Genomic DNA, 19046 nt, shown 5'->3' with positions numbered 1-19046 from the left:
AGCATACTAATAACTGATGAAAAAGAATTATTTGCTGTTATTGCCATTTACGATTACCTTATTACAGGCACAAAATTCACAATTGTACTATTCCGGAAAATTTTTAACATCTAAGGATAAAGAACAGAACTTTTTAAAGGTTTATAATAAAAACAGTGGTATTTATGAACTGACTGATGAAAAAGGATTTGCCATTATTGCAGCTAAACCTTATGATACCCTAGTGTGGAACCAGGGGAAAAATACCCATGTTATTTCTTCTTATGAACTCAGGGAATTAAAAACGATTCTGGAAAATCAGACAGGAAGTAAAAGTGTAGAAAATGTTTACAGTAAAGCCTATGACAGTCTTGTTTCAAAGGAGATTAAAGACGATTTCAGTATTGAAAAAACTAAAACCCAACTCAGTAAAAGATCACATTCTTATTTTGATAAAATAAGAAAATTAAAGCAGAAGAATGATAGTGTTTATGTTTTAAAAAGGATCAATAAGACAACATTGCTCTTTAACGGAAGCTTTACCACGTCTTTTGATATTAAAAGCAGGAATGCTGTTCCGGGGACTCAAAATAAGTATGTCCAGGGAAGATCTGAAAATGGAAATCTTGTTTGGAAAGGCCCTGAAACGAATGAAATGTTCAGTTTTGGACCAGAGCTATCTACCCTTGGATTTAACGGATTACCTTATGAGTATGATCAGAATGGAAAACTGATTCCATGGGTTGATGGACTTCAGGGTGCAAAAAGATATGATAATAACCTTTTTAAAACCACAATAGGATATAATAACCAGTTGAATGTAAATGCTTTTATACAACAGGGTAACAATGAAAAACTCCGTCTTGCACTGAATCTGGGGCAGCAAAAGAATCAGATGTATTTTATTGACCAGTTTGATATCACCAATACCCTTAAAGCAAAACTGAATGCAGATTTGGGTAGGTATTACATTAATCTGGCTTTTAATTACGAAGAAGATAAAGCTACGAATACCAATAGAACAGGCCTGTTCAACAGAGCTTACCAAAACTCATTGTTAACACCGGTTTCTTTTTCAAATGAACAAAATACTTTGCTGAATAACGGTTTACAGAGAAGCTACAGCAAATATGCAGACAATCCTTCATTCCTTTTTGCACAGGATAGCAAATACCGCTATAAGAATCGGGACAGACAGTTTAGTCTCAACGTAGCGAAAGACTGGGATCAATTTAAATGGAATATTACTCAGTCCTATGAAAGTATTACGATCTGGAATCAGGATCAATATAAACCTTCTACTTATGGTTTCATCAGCGGTGTATCGAATGAAAGGATTCAAAACAACAGCTCCTATCATTCCAATATACAGGGCTCTTATTCATTGGGAAACTATGACTTTAAAAATACTTTCAGCCTGAATTTTATTTTAAATGATAAAAAATCTGACATTTATAACAGCCTGACCCATCAAAGATATCTCTATCAGAGAACTTCACAGGATCATATTTTTAATTATAATATGAACATCCGCGATTATGATTTTGAAGCAGGTTTTAATCTTGGGAATTCATTTTATATTTCCAATACTTCACTTAAAAATAATTATTGGCTTCCAAAAGCTAACTTTTATTTGAAGTTCAATGGCATCTTCAATTGGTATAATTACAATTTTAAATTATTGGGAAGCTACACGCAATTAAGCTCTGAGCCGGAAATTACAAGATCCTATGCTTCGTATTCTACTACTTTGCTGAAAGCAGAGAATTACAATCAATACTTTCCGGTGCAGGAAGTAGAAAGCTTCCGGGGTTTATCTAATATTAATACACAGGAATGGAAAATTGGAGCCAGGCTGAATCTTGGGTATAAAATAAGTGTAGATGGAGAATATTTTAATAAAAAGAATACTGACGATATATTTCCTGTCTTTGAAAACAATCAGCTGAGGTTAAAGAATGCAGCAGATCATACCTACAGCGGATATGAATTCAATTTTGCTTACGAAAAGTTGCAGCTTGGATATGATTTGTATATCATCAATAAAGTTTCATTCTTTAAATACAAAGATATTGTAGACCGCACGGCTCCCGGATATCAGAACCTTGCCGTTTCGGGATTTAAAGACATTTATAAAACACTATCGGAAGGTCAGGCTTTGGGTGCTGTGATGGGCAGTTACTTTGAAAGAAATGCAGCCGGACAATTGGTCATTGATGAGTTTGGATTTCCTAAAAAAGCAGACGGAATGAAAATTATTGCAGATCCTACACCGGATTTTGTGATGAAATTCAACCACAGTTTTGCCTATAAAAACTGGTCTTTAGATATCAATTGGGAATGGAAAAAAGGAGGGCATCTTTGGAACGGAACCCAGGCTGTCCTTGATTATTACGGACGTTCTTATGGCTCGGGAGAAGAAAGGAATATCAAAAATTATATTTTTGAAGGCGTACAGGCCAATGGAACTGTCAACCAGATTCCTGTGGATTTCTATGATCCCAACAAGGATGTTATGGAAAACAGATGGTCGAGGTACGGTTATTTAGGGGTGGCTGAAAATTATGTTCAAAAAGCAGATTATATAAGAATCAATACTATATCCCTTTCCTCAGATTTCCCGATTAACCATAATAAACAGGCTCTCAGACTGACTTTTTATGTAAATAATATCATGCTTTGGCAGGCTAATAAAGGCGCAGATCCTAATCAGAACTTCTACGATATGAATAATGGAAGAGGACTGGATTTTTTTAATCTTCCCTCTTTTAAAACATTTGGCTGTATTGTTTCACTTAAATTTTAACTCATGAATCTCAAGTTTATATCCATCTATATCATCCTGCTGTGCTTATTGTTTTCAGCCTTTTCTGTGAAAGGGCAGCAACCATTTCAGGATTTTGAAAAAGAAAAGACCTACATTCAGACCAATCATGTTTTTTTTAAACCTGGGGAGCAAATGTATTTTAAAATATATGTTGTAAAAGGAAACAATAATTTACCGGTCGAAGAAAGCAGGGTCGTAAATTTCGAAATAACAGATCCTGCAGGAAGTGTTGTGAGAAAATTGAAATACGAAATTACCAATGGATATGCCCAGGGAGACTTCTATTTTGCTGAAGACATGAAGGGGGGTATCTATAAAATCAGAGCTTTTACCAACTGGATGCAGAATGAAGAAGGAAAAAATACCTTCGAAAAAGAAATTACCCTCCAGAAAATTGTATCACCAAGAATTTTAATGAAGCTTGATTTTCCTAAAAAAGGATATGGCCCGGGAGATGAGGTAAGTGCCGATTTTTCAATGAGAAGTCTTAGCAATCTTCCGATTCCTTTTTATGAAGCTGATTATACCATAATGCACAACGGAGAAACTATTTCAGAAGGAAAACTCATTACCGATAAAGAAGGTAAAAAACTGTTGACCTTTAAGCTTCCTGAAGTTTTGAAATCCTCTGATGCTCTTTTGAATATCAAAGTGAATTTTGATGGATTTACAGAATCTATCTCCAGAAATATTCCTATTGTTCTGAATAATCTGGATGTGAAATTCTTACCGGAAGGCGGAACTTTTATCAATGGAATAGAACAGAATATCGCCTTTAAAATTCTGGATGAGTTTGAAAAGCCTGTAGATGCTGTCTTGGCTGTTTACAATCAGAATCATGAAAAAATAAAAGAAATTTCAGCCTATAATTTTGGAATGGGAAACTTCCTGTTTACGCCTAAAATAGGAGAAACTTATTATGCAAAAGTGCTGAAACCGGAAAATATTACCCAGACTTTTGATCTCCCGGCAGCAAAAAATGAAGGACTGGTTTTGAATATTCAGAATGAAAATAAAAACCTGAATGTTAACATCGTTTCTACCCAGGAAAAAACAATTACCCTGCTGGGAAGTTTCCGCGGAAAAGACGTTTACAGCAAAATCATTTCGTTGAAAAAAGGAATGAATTCTTTGGAAATTGCAGAAAAGAATTTCCCCACAGGAATCTGTAGGTTTACCATTCTGGAAAATAATATGCCGCTTGCAGAAAGGATTGTTTTTACCAATAAAGTAAACCATCTGAATATAAAAGTTACCCCTGTAAAGCAGCATTATCTGCCAAGAGAAAAGGTGGTTCTGGACATTGAAACCACGGATGAGAATAACAAACCTGTTCCTGCTAATCTTGGAGTAAGCGTAGTAGATGATAAACTATGGACCTATGCTGACGACAAACAGAATCATATTATTTCCTGGCTTTTGATGGATTCTGAGCTCAAAGGGAAAATTGAAAGGCCTCAGTTTTATTTCGATAAAAAAGAAGAAAAAGCAGATAAAAGCTTAGATCTTGTGATGCTGACAAACGGTTACCGATATTTTGAGCCTATTCCGGAAATTCTGAAGACCAATAAATACCAATACCTTCCTGAAAAGAAAAACACAATCTATGGCGTGGTAGAAGATGAAAACAAAAAACCGGTGAAAGCAGATGTTTTTCTTTTGGATATCTATAATAAAAAGATTCTGAAGCAGGCCGTTGCAGAAAATGGAAAGTTCTATTTTTCGGATTTAAATGCAAATAATTCTTATAAAATTATTGCAAAGTCCTTTCAGCCTAAACATCAGCTGAAAATCAAAATTCTGTCTTACAATCTGGATATTAATCCTTTAGTAAAACAGAAACTTACCAACATAGACGTAGAAGAAATTGTAAAGGAAGCTGAAAGAAAAGAAGAAATAAAAACAGAAAATAAAAACAATACCACTCAGTTAAATCAATCACGAAGATCAAAAACTGATACAATCAGAAAGAATACAAGTATTGAAGAAGTAGTTGTTGTGGGCTACAGTGTAAAGAATGATAAAGCAGCAGTGGCTTCTACAACAATAACATCTTCTATGGAGATGCAGAATGCCAGCGTAACTTCTTTGTTGAGTGGAAAAGTTGCGGGATTAATGGTAACAAGTGCCGGGCAGCCGGGAGCAGGAGAGCAGATCAATATCAGAGGAACGGCCTCCATTACCAATAAAAACCCTTTATTCATTGTGGATGGTATTCCTGTCGAAAATTTTAATACGACGATTAATCCAAATGATATCAACAGTATTACCGTTTTGAAAGATGCTGCTGCTACCGCTATTTACGGAAGCAGAGCTGTGAATGGAGTGGTGATCGTCAACTCAGCTAAAAATAGAAAATCAGAAATAAGTATTGATATTACCCCGAAATCTTACCTCGCCATACAAACTGTGCCCTATGGAAAGCTTATTTCATATGCCGGAGCAAGAGAATTTGTTTATCCCGAATATAAAACAACCAATACCTCTTACCGTTTTGACTATAGAGAAGCGCTTTACTGGAATCCGGTAGTAGAAACGGATAAAAATGGGAAGGCCAGAGTGGAGTTTTATAATTCAGATGCGAATTCCACTTTCAGAATTATAACAGAAGGAATTGCTGCATCAGGACTTTTGGGAAGAGATGAAACGACGTATGCTGCCCAGAGCCTGATTTCGATAGATACTAAAATTCCTCAGTACCTGACGAGAACAGATCAAATGACAATTCCTGTGGTAGTTAAAAATAATTCTCCAGAAACCCGCAAAATGACCATGGATGTGATTGTTCCCAACCATGTAAAACTCATCAGCTCTGATAGCCTGATTACCCTGAAACCCCTAGAATCAGGAAGATTATTTGTAAAAATACAGACTGATGAGATTGTGAATTCTGATATTCAGTTTTCGGTGAGATCAGGAGAGTTCAGAGAAACGATGATTCTTCCGTTTAAAGTAGAAGAAAAAGGATTTCTCCATCAGTTTTCCATCATTAATAGTAAAACAGAAGATCTCAAAATCAATATTCCGGAGTATATTAATGGAAGCCTGTATTCATCCTATTATGTATTTGAAAATACAGCTCTGAAGATGTTTGGAGACATAGAACAACTGAAAAAAGAACCTCATGGATGTTTTGAACAGCTTTCCTCAACAGTATATCCTAACATTTTTATTCTTGACTATTTAAAATCAAGTAAAAAAATAGACACCGCAACTGAAAATCTGGTGATAAAAAATCTGAAAAAAGGCTTCCAGAAGCTGCTGAGTTATAAAAATAAGGACGGAGGTTTCGGATATTTCAGCTCCGCAGAATCAGATGTCGCCCTTTCAGCATTTGCGTTATTGGAATTTATGGAATTAAAGAAGTACGTGAATCCGGATGCTAAGCTCATCCAGGAACTTTCCTCATTTATTTTGTCAAAAAAGAATGCAAACGGATTATTCGAAGTAAGAAAACCCTATGAATCCAAAAAAGACTTTTCTGAATTTTCCTGGTCGAGAAATATGTATGTTGTATATGCTCTGTCCAAACTTGGGTTTAAAAATGAAATTGAAGATTCCTTTCAGGTAATGCTGAAAAGAGCTTTGGCTACAAAAGATTCTTATCAATTGGCTTTACTTGCTAATGCAGCAGCATATCTTGGGAAACAAAAAGAATATGATGATATGATAAAAATTCTGGACAAACAATATGAAACAAAGAAGGTAAAATCTGAAGTTACTTTTACAGGTTCATGGGGAATGTCTGCGGATGCGGAGACACTTTCATTATATATTATGGCGCTTCAGAAAGATGAGAAACTCAACCAGTTGAAAATTGCTGAAGCAGCTGATCAGCTTATTGGTTTGAATGGTTATTTCGGATTCGGCTCTACACAGGCCACAACACTGGCAATCCAGGCATTATCTGATTTTTTCTCTAAAAATGAGAAATTGTATGGAACTGAAAAACCGGTTATTAAGATTAACAAAGCGAATACTTATCCTAATATAAGTCTGTCATCAGCATATAAAACAGGGGAAAATGATATCAATATTCATTATCTATCACAAAAAGGACTTCCTTATAAGCTGGAATATCAATATTACACGCTGCAAGCTCCGGAAAGCAAGGATATTCCACTTACCATGGAGACCAGATTAAAATCCGGAACGTCAAAAATAGGGGAGACCAAGAGAATGATCATTACCGTAAAAAACAAAATAAACGGTGAGCTGCCAATGACCATAGCAAAAATTGGTATCCCGGCAGGATTGACGCTGCAAAATGCCTTGCTGAAAGATATGGTGGACAAAAAACAGGTTTCTTACTATGAGATTTTTGACAACTATCTGGTTTTATACTGGGAACATTTCAATGCTGAGGAAACAAAGACTATTAATCTTGATCTCAAAGTGGAATTTGCAGGAACGTATACAGGAAAATCAAGTAATGTTTACCTCTATTATATGCCGGAAGCTAAGTATTGGAACCAAGGAATTACAACCAGTATTGAACCTTAATTTTTTATAAACTGAAACAGACATCCATTGATCCTTGTGATAAGTTTGGAACCTTGACAAGGATCATAGAAAATCTTTCTAAAATTAATTTTCAATAATTATTGAAAATTCAAAAAATATAATTACATTTGTTACAGAAATTAAAAAGGAAACAAAATGCAACTTTCAGAAGCAAAAGAAAAATACATTCAGACCTGGGGAACCTTTGCTACCAATTGGGGAATCAACCGTACGATGGCACAGGTGCATGCATTGCTTCTGGCGAGCGGAAAACCTCTTTCTACGGATGAAGTTATGGAACAGCTGGAGATTTCAAGAGGAAATGCCAATATGAACCTTCGTGCTCTGATAGACTGGGGAATCGTGAAGAAAGAATTTGTAAAAGGCGACCGTAAAGAATATTTTGTAGCAGAAAAAGATGTATGGTATTTGTTCAAGCAAATTACCAAAGAAAGAAGAAAAAGAGAAATAGAGCCTGTCATTTCCTTTCTTGAAGAGTTAAAAAATATTGAGGATAAAGATTCAGAAGAAGCTCAGGAATTTATCAAGCTGATGAATGATTTCAGTTCTGTCACCGGAAAAATCAATAACATCATGGATCTGGCAATAAAAAGTGATGACCACTGGCTGGTAGGAAAGATTACCAATCTGTTGAAATAAATTTTCGAAAAATGAGAAATCTTCTGTTATTATGTCTTCTATGCTTTGCAATGAGTTGTCAGAAAAATGTAATTGCCAATTTTGATATTCATATAGAAAATTCAGATTCATATGATTATAAACTGCATGATTTACATAAAATAGAAATCTATAAAGATGAGAAGATATTCAAAATTTTAGAACCTGAAGAATTTGCTCCTTCCCTGTATTCCAATATAAAGCTGGACAGTTTAAAAGAAGGAAAATATTCATTTGTTTATGAAAATCTTTTTGGAGAAACCATAAAAAAAGAAATAAAAGTTGATGAATCTAAAACATACAGAGTTAGTATTAATCCTGATTATTTATTAAAAAAAAATAAAAAAGCTGTTTTTGAAAATCTAAAAGACTCGGAAGCAAAATTGGTATTTCAATCAAGAGGATGTTTTCATCAGGGTAAAGATTCAATAATCATCATTAATAAGGGAAAGAATTACTTTCTCCGCCTGAAAAATGGTAGTTTGAAAATTTTGGATAAAGAAGCATGGGCGTATTTGGTAAAAACGGAAAATATAATAAGAGAAATTCCTGAAGATGGAGAGTGTACCACAAGAGATGAATATATTTTCTATCATAAAGGAAAATCGGATACCATTAATGACACTACATGTAGATTTTCTACTTGGTATACGCTGAAAGACTATTTAAAAAAGAATAAGCTACAATAAAATAAATCTGGATGAAAATCCTTTTTTATTTTAAATTAACTTTCAAAAATTACTGAAAATATAAAACTTATAATATCATGAAGAATTTTTTTAAACGTTATCTCTATTTAAGTCTCTTTCTGACTGTTGTTTTAATTGTTGCCGTATGGTTTTTTCTGGTTGCCAAAGGTGAATATGGAGTGACACTGTTCTTCACCATTCCGGTTTCTATTGGATTTATCATTGGCTATGTAAAGTATTTTAAAAACATAGGATTAATAAACGTTTTAAAGACAATCTTAAAAATAGTCTTGGGATTAGTCATTTTCTCTCTTATTTTAATAGGAGCTGGCGTTGAAGGAGCTATTTGTATTATTATGGCTATTCCATTTATTGGCTTTGCGATGTTCGTGGGCTTCAATATTGGATTTATTATTGGAGTATTTGACGAAAAACGACATACCGGAAGTGTTATAGTATTTATTCTTTTTATCAATCCCGCATCTTATATTTTCGATACCTATACAAAACCCATTGAGGAAACTATTACAACAGAAATGATTGTGAATTCTTCCAATGAAAAAGTTTGGAAACTTTTAAATACACAAATCAATTTCAATACTCCTGATTTTATCCTGTTTGAAAAAGGAGTCAGTTATCCAAAGAATATAAAACTTGTTAATGAAAACGGAAAATTGGGCTATAGCTGTCAGACCAATAATGATGATTTACAACTTAACATCAATGAATTTATTGAAAATAAGAAAGTAAAATTCTCCTTGGAAAATCAGACTGTTCCAATGAAAGAAATAACACCTTATAAAGATATTGATGCAAAACATTTACATGATTATTTTATTGTAAAATATGGTGAAATTACTTTAGAAAAACTATCAGAAAATAGAACAAAGATAATTGCAAAAACAAAATACAGTTACAAAATTGCCCCTACCTGGTATTGGAAAAAATGGTCCGGCTATATCATTGATAAAATGCAAAGCCATGTATTACAATCTATAAAAAAACAATCTGAAAATGAATGATCTGCAAGAATATTTTGACAATCTGCAACCCAGATATTATATTAATGAAATTGCATCTTTAGGGTTTACCAGACTGTTTAGGAAAATGGCTGTTCAAAAGGTGAAAAGCTACGGGAATAAAAGAGTTTTGGACTTGATGAGCGGGCAGGGAGAAAATTTAGAATTTATACAGGAACACAATGATAATACAGAAATTGTAGCACTGGATTTCTCATCAGCAATGCATATGAAATTGGCTGCAACATTCAAAAATAAATTGTCAATACAACAGATCCGGAACGATTTTTTCGAAAGCCAGATTCCTGACCATTCTATGGATATTATCCTTTGCTCTTACGGGACAAAGACGATAGAAGAAGACCAGAAGCCAATTTTTGCGGATAAACTTTCAAAGATCATTGATGAGAAAGGTGAAATTATCATTGTAGAATTTGTTAAACCCAAAACAAAGTGGAGATTCAATTGTGTGAAATGGTATATAGAGGTTCTTGTGACAAAGGTTTTTGGGAATGAATTTGGAAAATTGTTCCATTATATCAATAAAAATGAAAGCCTGGAAGATCTTAAAAATCAGTTTATCAAAAACGGACTCTCCATCATATCGCACAAAAGATATCTGGATCTGGTTGAAATTCTTCATGTGAAAAGAAACTAGTTTTTATTTGAACATATGTTTCAAAAATTACTGAAAATTTTAAATGAATAATAATTATGAAAAATTTAATCATTCACTTATTCCTGATTATTTATTTCAGAAGAAAAGGATCACTTTAAAACCATTGCTGCCATGAAAACATTTGTAAAATATGATTATTACATTCAGTTATTCTTTATAATAATTGGGCCTCAGGCTTTTATATTTGGTGGTTTGTCTGGATTTGTTCTGTTTTATTTTATAGTAGGAATTCCTCAATTGGTAAGTTTCCTGATCAAACTGTTTTTCAAAACAAAAAAGTCAGCATTGTATATCGCGTATGGAATTGTAATAGTACCGATCTGGATTATTGTAACCATCTTGTTTACAGAGAAACACATCAATGATTTTTTTGGATATGTTTTATTGGTCGCTCTTTTATATAGCCCTGTGATGGCAGCGGCGTATGTTTATGACTGTTACACTACTTATGAACCTTATAAATCACAATTATGAAAACGCTCAAAAACCACACATTAATCTACGACGATGAATGTCCTATGTGTAATCTCTACTCCAAAGGTTTTACAAAATGCGGAATGCTGGATGAAGAGGGAAGAGAAGCCTTTACAGAAATCACATTGAGAAATAAAACCCTGATAGATTCCAACCGGGCAAAGAATGAGATTGCATTGATAGATCATAACAGAAACGAAGTTGTATATGGATTAGACAGTCTGCTTCTCATCATTGGAAACTCTTTTCCATTGTTAGAGAAAATAGCAAGAATGAAGCCTTTGTATTGGTTTTTCAAAAAGTTGTATTCCTTAATTTCTTATAACCGGAAACAGATCATTCCTTCTCAAAAAGACGATACAGAACAATCCTGTGTTCCGGATTTTAACCTGAAATACAGAATGGCATACATCAGTTTTGTTGTTATTTTTTCAGCATATATCCTAAGTATATTTTCCGGTAAACTGAACTTGAATTTAGAGCGGAATTTCGTGAGAGAATTTGCCGTTTGCTTTGGCCAGATCCTTTGGCAGACTATCTTTTTAAAAACTTATCTCAAAGATAAAATCTGGGATTATCTCGGAAATATGATGACTGTTTCTTTAATCGGAACATTACTTTTAATTCCTGTGCTGATGACCAGTTTTACTCCTGCTTTTTATATGATCTATTTTGGAATTGTCATATTGATCATGTTTCTGGAACATATCAGGAGATGCAGAATTCTAAAGCTGAATTATCTTCCCACCATTTCATGGATATTGTTTAGAATAACAGCATTAGTATTAATTATTCTGTCAACTATATAAATTAAAATGTAATCGCTAAAACCTATTAAAAAATGTCAACCATCTATTTAAACACAGTCATCAAAGCAGATATTTACTATGTTTTTGATCTGGCAAGAAATATTGATCTCCATCAGAAATCCACTTCTAAGTCTCATGAAAAAGCCATTGGAGGACGTACCTCTGGATTGATCGAAGAAAACGAAACCGTAACCTGGCGGGCAAAACATCTTGGGGTTTATCAAAATCTCACCACAAAAATTATCAGCATGGAAAAACCGTTTCAGTTTATTGATGTCATGCAGAAAGGAGCATTCAAATCTATGCGTCACCGACATATTTTTAAATCTGTAAACGGAAATACGTTGATGACAGATATTTTCGAATTTGAATCTCCGCTTGGGATTTTAGAGAAATTATTTAACTCAATTTTTCTTAAAGGATATCTAAGGAATTTTTTACTAAGAAGAAATGAAATGATCAAAACTATTGCAGAATCTTCTGTCCGTGACGGAATTGCGATTTTTTAACCTAAAAAAACAGAGTTATGAACTTTTTAAAAGCAGAATGGCGAAAACTGGCCATCATCAATTACGAGATCAATCCTGAAATTTTGCAGCCCTATCTTCCAAAAGGAACAGAACTCGATTTTTATAAAAGCAAATGTTATGTAAGCCTGGTAGGATTCATGTTTTTAAATACCAGACTACTGGGGCTGCCAATTCCTTTTCACCGAAATTTTGAAGAAGTGAATCTAAGGTTTTATGTAAAGAAAAAAGAAAACGGAATCTGGAAAAGAGGAGTGGTGTTTATTAAAGAAATTGTCCCCAAACCTGCATTAAGCATGGTCGCCAATTCTATTTACAAAGAAAATTATCATACCATGCCCATGAAAAATCAAATGGAAAAAAGAGAGGATGAACTGCTGATCCGCTATTCATGGAAGGATAAAAACTGGCACTCCATTCAGATTATGGCTGAAAATGTAACAAAACCTATGGAAGAAAATTCAGAATTTGAATTCATCACAGAACATTATTTTGGCTTTACCAAAAAAGAAAACACAACTTCTGAATATGAAGTCTGTCATCCGAAATGGGAATGGTATACTGTAAAAGAATATCAGTTAGAAGTAGATTTTCAAAAGATCTATGGAAATGATTTTGAATGCCTGAATCATCAGAAACCTCTTTCTGTAATGCTTGCCGAAGGTTCAGAAATTCAGGTCAAAACCAAAAAATACATTCATTAAAAAGTACAAGAGTAAAGAACATCTTTCTATATCCAGGATCATCTGTGCCAATCAGTGAAATCTGTGGACAAACCATAAACCTTAAACTTTGAACCCCAAACATTAAATCTCAAAACATGAAAATAATCATAGCCGGAGGCTCCGGATTTCTCGGCGAAAACTTAGAAAAATACTTTACAGAAAAAGGAAATCAGGTTTACATCCTTACCCGCAATCCTCAACGTAAAAACGAAATCTATTGGGATGCTCAAACATTAGGTGAATGGAAAACCAGCCTTGAAAGCGCAGATGTTCTCGTCAACCTTACAGGGAAATCTGTGGATTGCCGCTATCATGAGAAAAATAAACAGGAGATCTATTCTTCAAGAATCAACAGCACAGGAATATTACAGAAAGCGGTGGATGAATGTTCTGAAAAGCCAAAAATATGGCTGAATGCCAGTTCTGCAACCATTTACGTTCATTCTGAAAAGCACCTCAATACAGAAGAAAACGGAATTGTAGGAGATGATTTTTCCATGAATATATGCAAAAGCTGGGAGAACGAATTTTTTGCAGTTAAAAATGAAGAAATACGAAAAGTTGCTCTCCGAACTTCTATTGTTCTGGGAAATACGGGCGGTGCTTTTCCCAAACTGAAAATGATTACAAAACTGGGTTTAGGAGGAAAACAGGGAGGGGGAAATCAGATGGTAAGTTGGATTCATGTTGATGATTTCTGTAGAGCCGTAAACTGTATTATTCAGAATGCGAATCTTTCGGGAACAGTAAATATAACCGCTCCGAACCCTCTTTCCAATCAAAGCATGATGAGAAAACTGAGAAATAAAATAAGAATTCCTTTTGGACTTAATGCTCCTGTATGGCAGCTCGAAATAGCCTCCATATTCCTGAATACAGAAACGGAATTATTATTAAAAAGCAGAAACGTCTATCCGGAAAAACTTATAAAAAACGGATTTAAGTTTTCATATTCTACATTTGATGAAGCGATTCTTAATCTCCTGGAATCCTAATGTTTGTGGGTTTCCCAAAGGATAATTAAATTAGCGGAAAACTATTCCATATGCTGGTTATATCCAAAATAAAACCCTTTTTTCTTTCATCCTTTTTAATAAGTTCAATCGCTTTTTCACAAGCTCATAATGTATCAGAAGGTTATCAGAAGCCTACAGACCCGTTGGTTGTCCAGAATCTGGAGCAGTGGCAGGATATGAAATTCGGGCTGTTTATGCATTGGGGAACCTACAGCCAGTGGGGAATTGTTGAAAGTTGGAGCTTATGCCCGGAAGATGAATCATGGACACAGAGAAAACCTGAACACGGGAAATCTTACTACGAATATGTGAAGAATTATGAAAATCTTCAGACAACTTTTAATCCAACCCAGTTCAATCCTCAGAAATGGGCAGATGCAGTAAAAAAGGCCGGAATGAAATATGTGGTTTTTACCACCAAGCATCATGATGGTTTTGCCATGTTTGATACCCGTCAGTCAGATTATAAAGTCACTTCTCCTAAAACCCCTTTTTCAAAAAATCCAAAATCTGATGTGACGAGAGAAATTTTCAATACCTTCAGAAAAGAAGGATTTAAAATAGGAGCTTATTTTTCAAAACCAGACTGGCATTCCGATGATTATTGGTGGTCCTATTTTCCACCCAAAGACAGAAATGTCAACTATGATCCAAAAAAATATCCGGAAAGATGGGAGAGTTTTAAAAAATTCACCTTCAATCAGCTGAACGAAATTACTTCCAATTATGGGAAAGTTGATATTCTCTGGCTGGATGGAGGCTGGGTACGTCCTTTTCATACCATAGATCCAAAAGTAGAATGGCAGCGTACCATCAAAGTAGAGCAGGACATCAATATGGACAAAATAGGCACGATGGCTAGAAAAAATCAGCCGGGAATCATCATTGTAGACCGCACCGTTCCGGGAAAATGGGAAAACTATGTTACTCCTGAGCAGGCAGTTCCGGAACATGCTCTTTCCATTCCCTGGGAAAGCTGCATCACCATGGGAGATTCCTTTTCTTATGTTCCCAATGACAACTATAAGACCTCCCAGAAGATCATTGAAACATTGGTGAAAATCATTTCAAAAGGTGGAAATTACCTTATGAATATTGCACCAGGACCTAACGGAGATTACGATCCCATTGTATATGAAAGGTTACAGCAAATTTCAGGCTGGATGGATAAAAATCAGTCTGCGGTTTTTGCAACAAGAAGTATTGCACCTTATCACGACGGAAATTTTTATTATACACAAAGCAAAGATGGAAAGACATTGAATATTTTTCACTTGGATGAAAAGACAAATTATGAGTCTCCATCAACATTAAGGTTTACCATTCCTGATCATTTTAAACCGAAATCTTTGAAAGTTTTAGGCTTATCAAACAAAATTCAATGGAAAAAATCAGGGAATTCAATTGAAATTAACTTGCCGAAAGAAAGAACTCAATTAAAATATTCAACTGTAATTCAAATCGTTCAATAATGAGATGTATTTGTTTTAAACTTGCCGGAGCCGCATTATTGTTGAATGTTGTGATTACTTTTGCTCAAAAACCTTTGTATAAAGATCCCAAGCAGCCCATTGAAACCAGAATTCAGGATCTGTTGAAGAGAATGACCCCAGAAGAAAAATTCTGGCAGTGTTTTATGATTCCCGGAGATTTGGATAACGTCCCGAAAGGACAATATTCACATGGGATTTTTGGACTTCAGGTGAGCGCAGGAAATCAGGGGGGCGGAGCAGCAGGACAACTGCTAAAATACAATGCCAGCGAAGATGCAGAGAAATTGGTGAGAAAGATCAATGCCATTCAAAAATATTTCGTTGAAGAATCAAGATTGGGAATTCCCATCATTCCTTTTGATGAAGCCTTACACGGATTGGTTCGGGAAGGTGCTACCGCTTTTCCGCAGGCAATAGGTCTGGCAGCTACTTTTAATCCGGAATTAATGACCAATGTGTCAACAGCCATTGCAAGAGAATCAAAATTGAGAGGAATCCGCCAGATTCTGACCCCTGTAGTAAACCTTTCCAGCGATGTGAGATGGGGAAGAACAGAAGAGACCTATGGTGAAGATCCATTTTTGACCTCCGTAATGGGAGCCAGCTTTGTCAATTCATTTGAAAATATGGGAATTATTACCACACCTAAACACTTTTTAGCGAATGTAGGAGAAGGAGGAAGAGATTCTTACCCTATTCATTGGAGCAAAAGATATCTGGAAGAAACCCATTTAATTCCTTTTCACAGTACTTTTACAAAAGGAAAAAGCCGTTCTGTGATGACTTCTTATAATTTGCTTGATGGAAGACCTTCAACCGCCAATCATTGGTTATTGACTGAAAAACTAAAAAAAGACTGGAATTTCAAAGGCTTTGTTATCAGTGATGCAAGTGCGGTAGGAGGAGCCAATGTTCTCCATTTTACAGCAAAAGATTATGATGATGCTTCTGCACAGGCTATCAATGCCGGGCTTGATGTGATTTTTCAGACGGAATATAAACATTATCAACTGTTTATTCCTCCTTTTTTGGATGGAAGAATCTCAAAAGAAAGAATTGATGATGCTGTTTCACGAGTATTAAGAGCGAAATTTGAACTTGGATTATTTGAAAACCCCTATGTTTCTGTTAAGGAAATTGAAGAATTAAAAAAACTCAATCACAAATCTTTGGCAGAAAAAGCAGCTGCAGAGTCTTTTGTTTTGCTTCAGAATAATAATCATACGCTTCCTATTCCTGGAAATGTTAAAAAAATTCTTGTAGTGGGAACAGATGCTGTGGATGCAAGATTAGGAGGGTATTCAGGGCCCGGAAACAAAAAAATAAATATACTGGATGGCCTTAAAAACTATGTGAACAATACAGACCTTGAAGTTATATATTCGAAAGGAATTGATTGGAATGTAAAAGACTTTACCTCCATTTCAAATGAATATTTATCCTCCGAAAATAAAAAAGGATTAAAAGGAAACTATTTTTCCAATACGGATTTAAAAGGCAATCCGGTCTTTGAAAAGCAGGATGAACAGTTCAATTTTAAATGGACTTTGTATTCTCCTGATCCGGAAAAATTGCAGCCGGATAATTATAGTATCCGGTGGACCGGAAAACTGGAAGCTCCCAATTCCGGAAAATATCAGATAGGCTTACGTGGAAATGACGGCTTCAGATTATACCTGGATGGGAAATTGGTGATTGATCAATGGGAAAAGCTAAGCTATTCTACAAAAACAGTGGATGTAGATTTTATAAAAGGGAAAAAATATGATATTAAGATTGAATTTCATGAAAATCGCGGCGAAGCCAATTTAGAATTGATCTGGAACTATGGTTTATATGATTATCAGAAAGATTTTAAGGAAGCTTTAGATCTTGCCCAAAAAGCAGACTATATTCTTGTTACGGCCGGAATTCATGAAGGAGAATTTCAGGACAGATCATCGCTAAGTTTGCCCGGAAATCAGGAAGCGTTTATTCATGAGGTTTCAAAACTGAATAAACCTGTAACAGTTCTTCTGGTAGGCGGCTCTGCCATAAAAACAACAGCGTGGAAAGATAAAGTAGGAGCCATCTTAGACATTTGGTATCCGGGAGAAGAAGGCGGAAATGCGGTAGCAAAAACGCTTTTCGGAGCTGAAAATCCATCCGGAAAACTGCCGGTCACTTTTCCGGTTCAGGAAGGGCAGTTACCTTTAACTTACAATCACCATCCAACAGGAAGAGGAAATGATTATTATGATCTGAGTGGAGAACCACTATATCCGTTTGGCTTCGGACTCAGTTATACCTCTTTTGAAATTTCTGACCTGCAATTGAGCAAAGCCCAGTATTCAGAAAATGACACTGTGATTGCTAAAGTCAAAGTACAAAATACAGGTTCAAAAGCTGGGAGTGAAGTCGTTCAGCTATATGTAAGAGATGTATTGGCTTCAGTGTCAAGACCAATTATTGAGCTCAAAGGCTTTCAGAAAGTCGAATTACAACCGGGAAAATCAAAAACGGTCACTATAGAAGTTCCGGTAAAACAACTACAGTTTTTAAATGAAAACATGGACTGGACTGTAGAAAAGGGAACGTACAGAATTATGATCGGTAATTCATCGAAGAACCTTCCTTTAAAACAAAATATTGAAGTTTTATAACCATAAAAAAGAGCAGAAAAGTCTGCTCTTTTTACATATTATATTGAAGGTATTTAATACTTTCTTGCCAGCAGCACGTTCAGTAGGAATGTTCCTGCCCAGTTACTGTTATTGGTCGTGGCACCATTTGTACCGATAAAGTCTACACGGGCAACAGATACAGTAAGCCTGGTTCTACCACCTGTACCATTATTGGCCAGACTTACAAAAGATGCTGTAAACACATCCGGGAAACTTGAGTTGTTTCCTGCAGTAAGAATAGGATACATATTGGTAACATTGAAAGGAGTTCCCTGATATTCATAAACAAGGGTCATTCTGCTGGCATTGGAGTAGGAAGCAGTTTGGGCTCTGTCCACAGATGTTTTACTCACGATCCACCATCTGTCTGTTGCAGTACCTGAATCGTAACCTGCATTAGCGTGATTGGTCCAGTCAGCAAGAGCCGCCGTTCCAAGGGCATGAGGAGGAATGAAAAGCTGTGTACCGTAAATCTCTACATTGCTTGGTTTAGGCAGAACTGTGAAAGACAGGTCCCATGTTCCTCCGGAAGTATTGCTGTTGTTTACTACCTCAGCATATGCTCCTGTAGGAATTACAAAAGATGCCACCGGTGTGTTGTCTATTCTTAAGGTATTTCCACTGGAAGCCTGCAGTGTAATAGCATTTGCTGAAATGTTCTTGATCTTATAAATTCTTCCTGTAAAACTGGTGGTCCCTGTTCCTATGACGGGAAGAGTAAACGTGGCATCCGCAGTTCCATTATAAGTAATATAATGATCAGTAGCCAGAATATTATACGTTGTAGCAGTAATCTGAGTGTAACCAGCCCTTAAAGAACCGTTTACGGCAAGCGTACTGTTAGGTGTTGTTGTATTAATACCTACTTGTGCGGTTAAGGGAACAGCAGCCAATAAAAAAATCGAAATGTATTTTTTCATATTGTATAATTTAATTAAGACAAAAATATAAAAAAAAGTAGCTAA

At 35.3% G+C, this 19046-nt stretch carries 14 protein-coding genes; 13 read left to right on the top strand and 1 reads right to left on the bottom strand.

Features of this window, described 5'->3' with window-relative positions; translation table 11 throughout:
• Nucleotides 1–16: 16 nt before the first annotated feature.
• The 13 genes from DEU39_RS09535 to DEU39_RS09475 all read left to right on the top strand — a co-directional run bounded on the left by DEU39_RS09535 (nt 17) and on the right by DEU39_RS09475 (nt 18060).
• The gene (locus DEU39_RS09535) at nt 17–2785 is read left to right on the top strand and encodes a hypothetical protein (RefSeq protein WP_120231758.1); all 2769 of its coding nucleotides are present in this window, start codon (nt 17–19) and stop codon (nt 2783–2785) included.
• Nucleotides 2786–2788: 3 nt separating this feature from the next.
• Nucleotides 2789–7309 (top strand): TonB-dependent receptor plug domain-containing protein, encoded by a 4521-nt coding sequence (locus tag DEU39_RS09530; protein ID WP_120231757.1) that lies wholly within the window; start codon nt 2789–2791, stop codon nt 7307–7309.
• A gap of 156 nt (nt 7310–7465) precedes the next feature.
• A complete protein-coding gene (locus DEU39_RS09525) occupies nt 7466–7969 on the top strand; it encodes a GbsR/MarR family transcriptional regulator (RefSeq protein ID WP_034696386.1) in 504 nt (167 codons plus the stop codon).
• A gap of 11 nt (nt 7970–7980) precedes the next feature.
• Nucleotides 7981–8676 (top strand): hypothetical protein, encoded by a 696-nt coding sequence (locus tag DEU39_RS09520; protein WP_147367578.1) that lies wholly within the window; start codon nt 7981–7983, stop codon nt 8674–8676.
• A 77-nt stretch (nt 8677–8753) separates the two neighbouring features.
• Complete coding sequence (locus DEU39_RS09515; RefSeq protein ID WP_120231755.1) at nt 8754–9698, top strand: hypothetical protein; 945 nt, start codon at nt 8754–8756, stop codon at nt 9696–9698.
• Nucleotides 9691–10353, top strand: coding sequence for a class I SAM-dependent methyltransferase (locus DEU39_RS09510; protein ID WP_120231754.1), 663 nt, complete (start codon nt 9691–9693; stop codon nt 10351–10353). The genes DEU39_RS09515 and DEU39_RS09510 overlap by 8 nt, the downstream gene beginning before the upstream one ends.
• Nucleotides 10354–10485: 132 nt before the next feature.
• Nucleotides 10486–10848: a hypothetical protein gene (locus DEU39_RS09505; protein WP_120231753.1), complete on the top strand. Its 363-nt coding sequence runs from the start codon at nt 10486–10488 to the stop codon at nt 10846–10848.
• Nucleotides 10845–11657, top strand: coding sequence for a DCC1-like thiol-disulfide oxidoreductase family protein (locus DEU39_RS09500; protein WP_147367577.1), 813 nt, complete (start codon nt 10845–10847; stop codon nt 11655–11657). Before DEU39_RS09505 ends, DEU39_RS09500 begins: the two co-directional genes overlap by 4 nt.
• Nucleotides 11658–11689: 32 nt before the next feature.
• Nucleotides 11690–12166 carry an SRPBCC family protein gene (locus tag DEU39_RS09495; RefSeq protein WP_120231751.1) on the top strand — a complete coding sequence of 159 codons (477 nt, stop codon included), beginning with the start codon at nt 11690–11692 and terminating at the stop codon, nt 12164–12166.
• Between the two features lie 17 nt (nt 12167–12183).
• On the top strand, nt 12184–12888 hold the full coding sequence (locus DEU39_RS09490; protein WP_120231750.1) for a YqjF family protein: 705 nt from the start codon (nt 12184–12186) through the stop codon (nt 12886–12888).
• A gap of 116 nt (nt 12889–13004) precedes the next feature.
• Nucleotides 13005–13904: a TIGR01777 family oxidoreductase gene (locus DEU39_RS09485; RefSeq protein ID WP_120231749.1), complete on the top strand. Its 900-nt coding sequence runs from the start codon at nt 13005–13007 to the stop codon at nt 13902–13904.
• Between the two features lie 50 nt (nt 13905–13954).
• Complete coding sequence (locus DEU39_RS09480; protein ID WP_120231748.1) at nt 13955–15397, top strand: alpha-L-fucosidase; 1443 nt, start codon at nt 13955–13957, stop codon at nt 15395–15397.
• Complete coding sequence (locus tag DEU39_RS09475; protein ID WP_120231747.1) at nt 15397–18060, top strand: beta-glucosidase; 2664 nt, start codon at nt 15397–15399, stop codon at nt 18058–18060. The genes DEU39_RS09480 and DEU39_RS09475 overlap by 1 nt, the downstream gene beginning before the upstream one ends.
• Before the next feature lie 53 nt (nt 18061–18113).
• Here the strand turns inward: DEU39_RS09475 and DEU39_RS09470 are convergent, their stop codons facing one another.
• Nucleotides 18114–19001 carry a hypothetical protein gene (locus DEU39_RS09470; protein WP_062672003.1) on the bottom strand — a complete coding sequence of 296 codons (888 nt, stop codon included), beginning with the start codon at nt 18999–19001 and terminating at the stop codon, nt 18114–18116.
• Nucleotides 19002–19046: the final 45 nt, after the last annotated feature.

Origin of the sequence: Chryseobacterium sp. AG363 (genome assembly GCF_003610675.1) — a bacterium.
In the GTDB taxonomy this organism is placed as follows: domain Bacteria; phylum Bacteroidota; class Bacteroidia; order Flavobacteriales; family Weeksellaceae; genus Chryseobacterium; species Chryseobacterium cucumeris.
The sequence above is the reverse complement of the archived record's forward strand: the minus strand, read 5'-3'. Positions and strand labels throughout refer to the sequence as shown.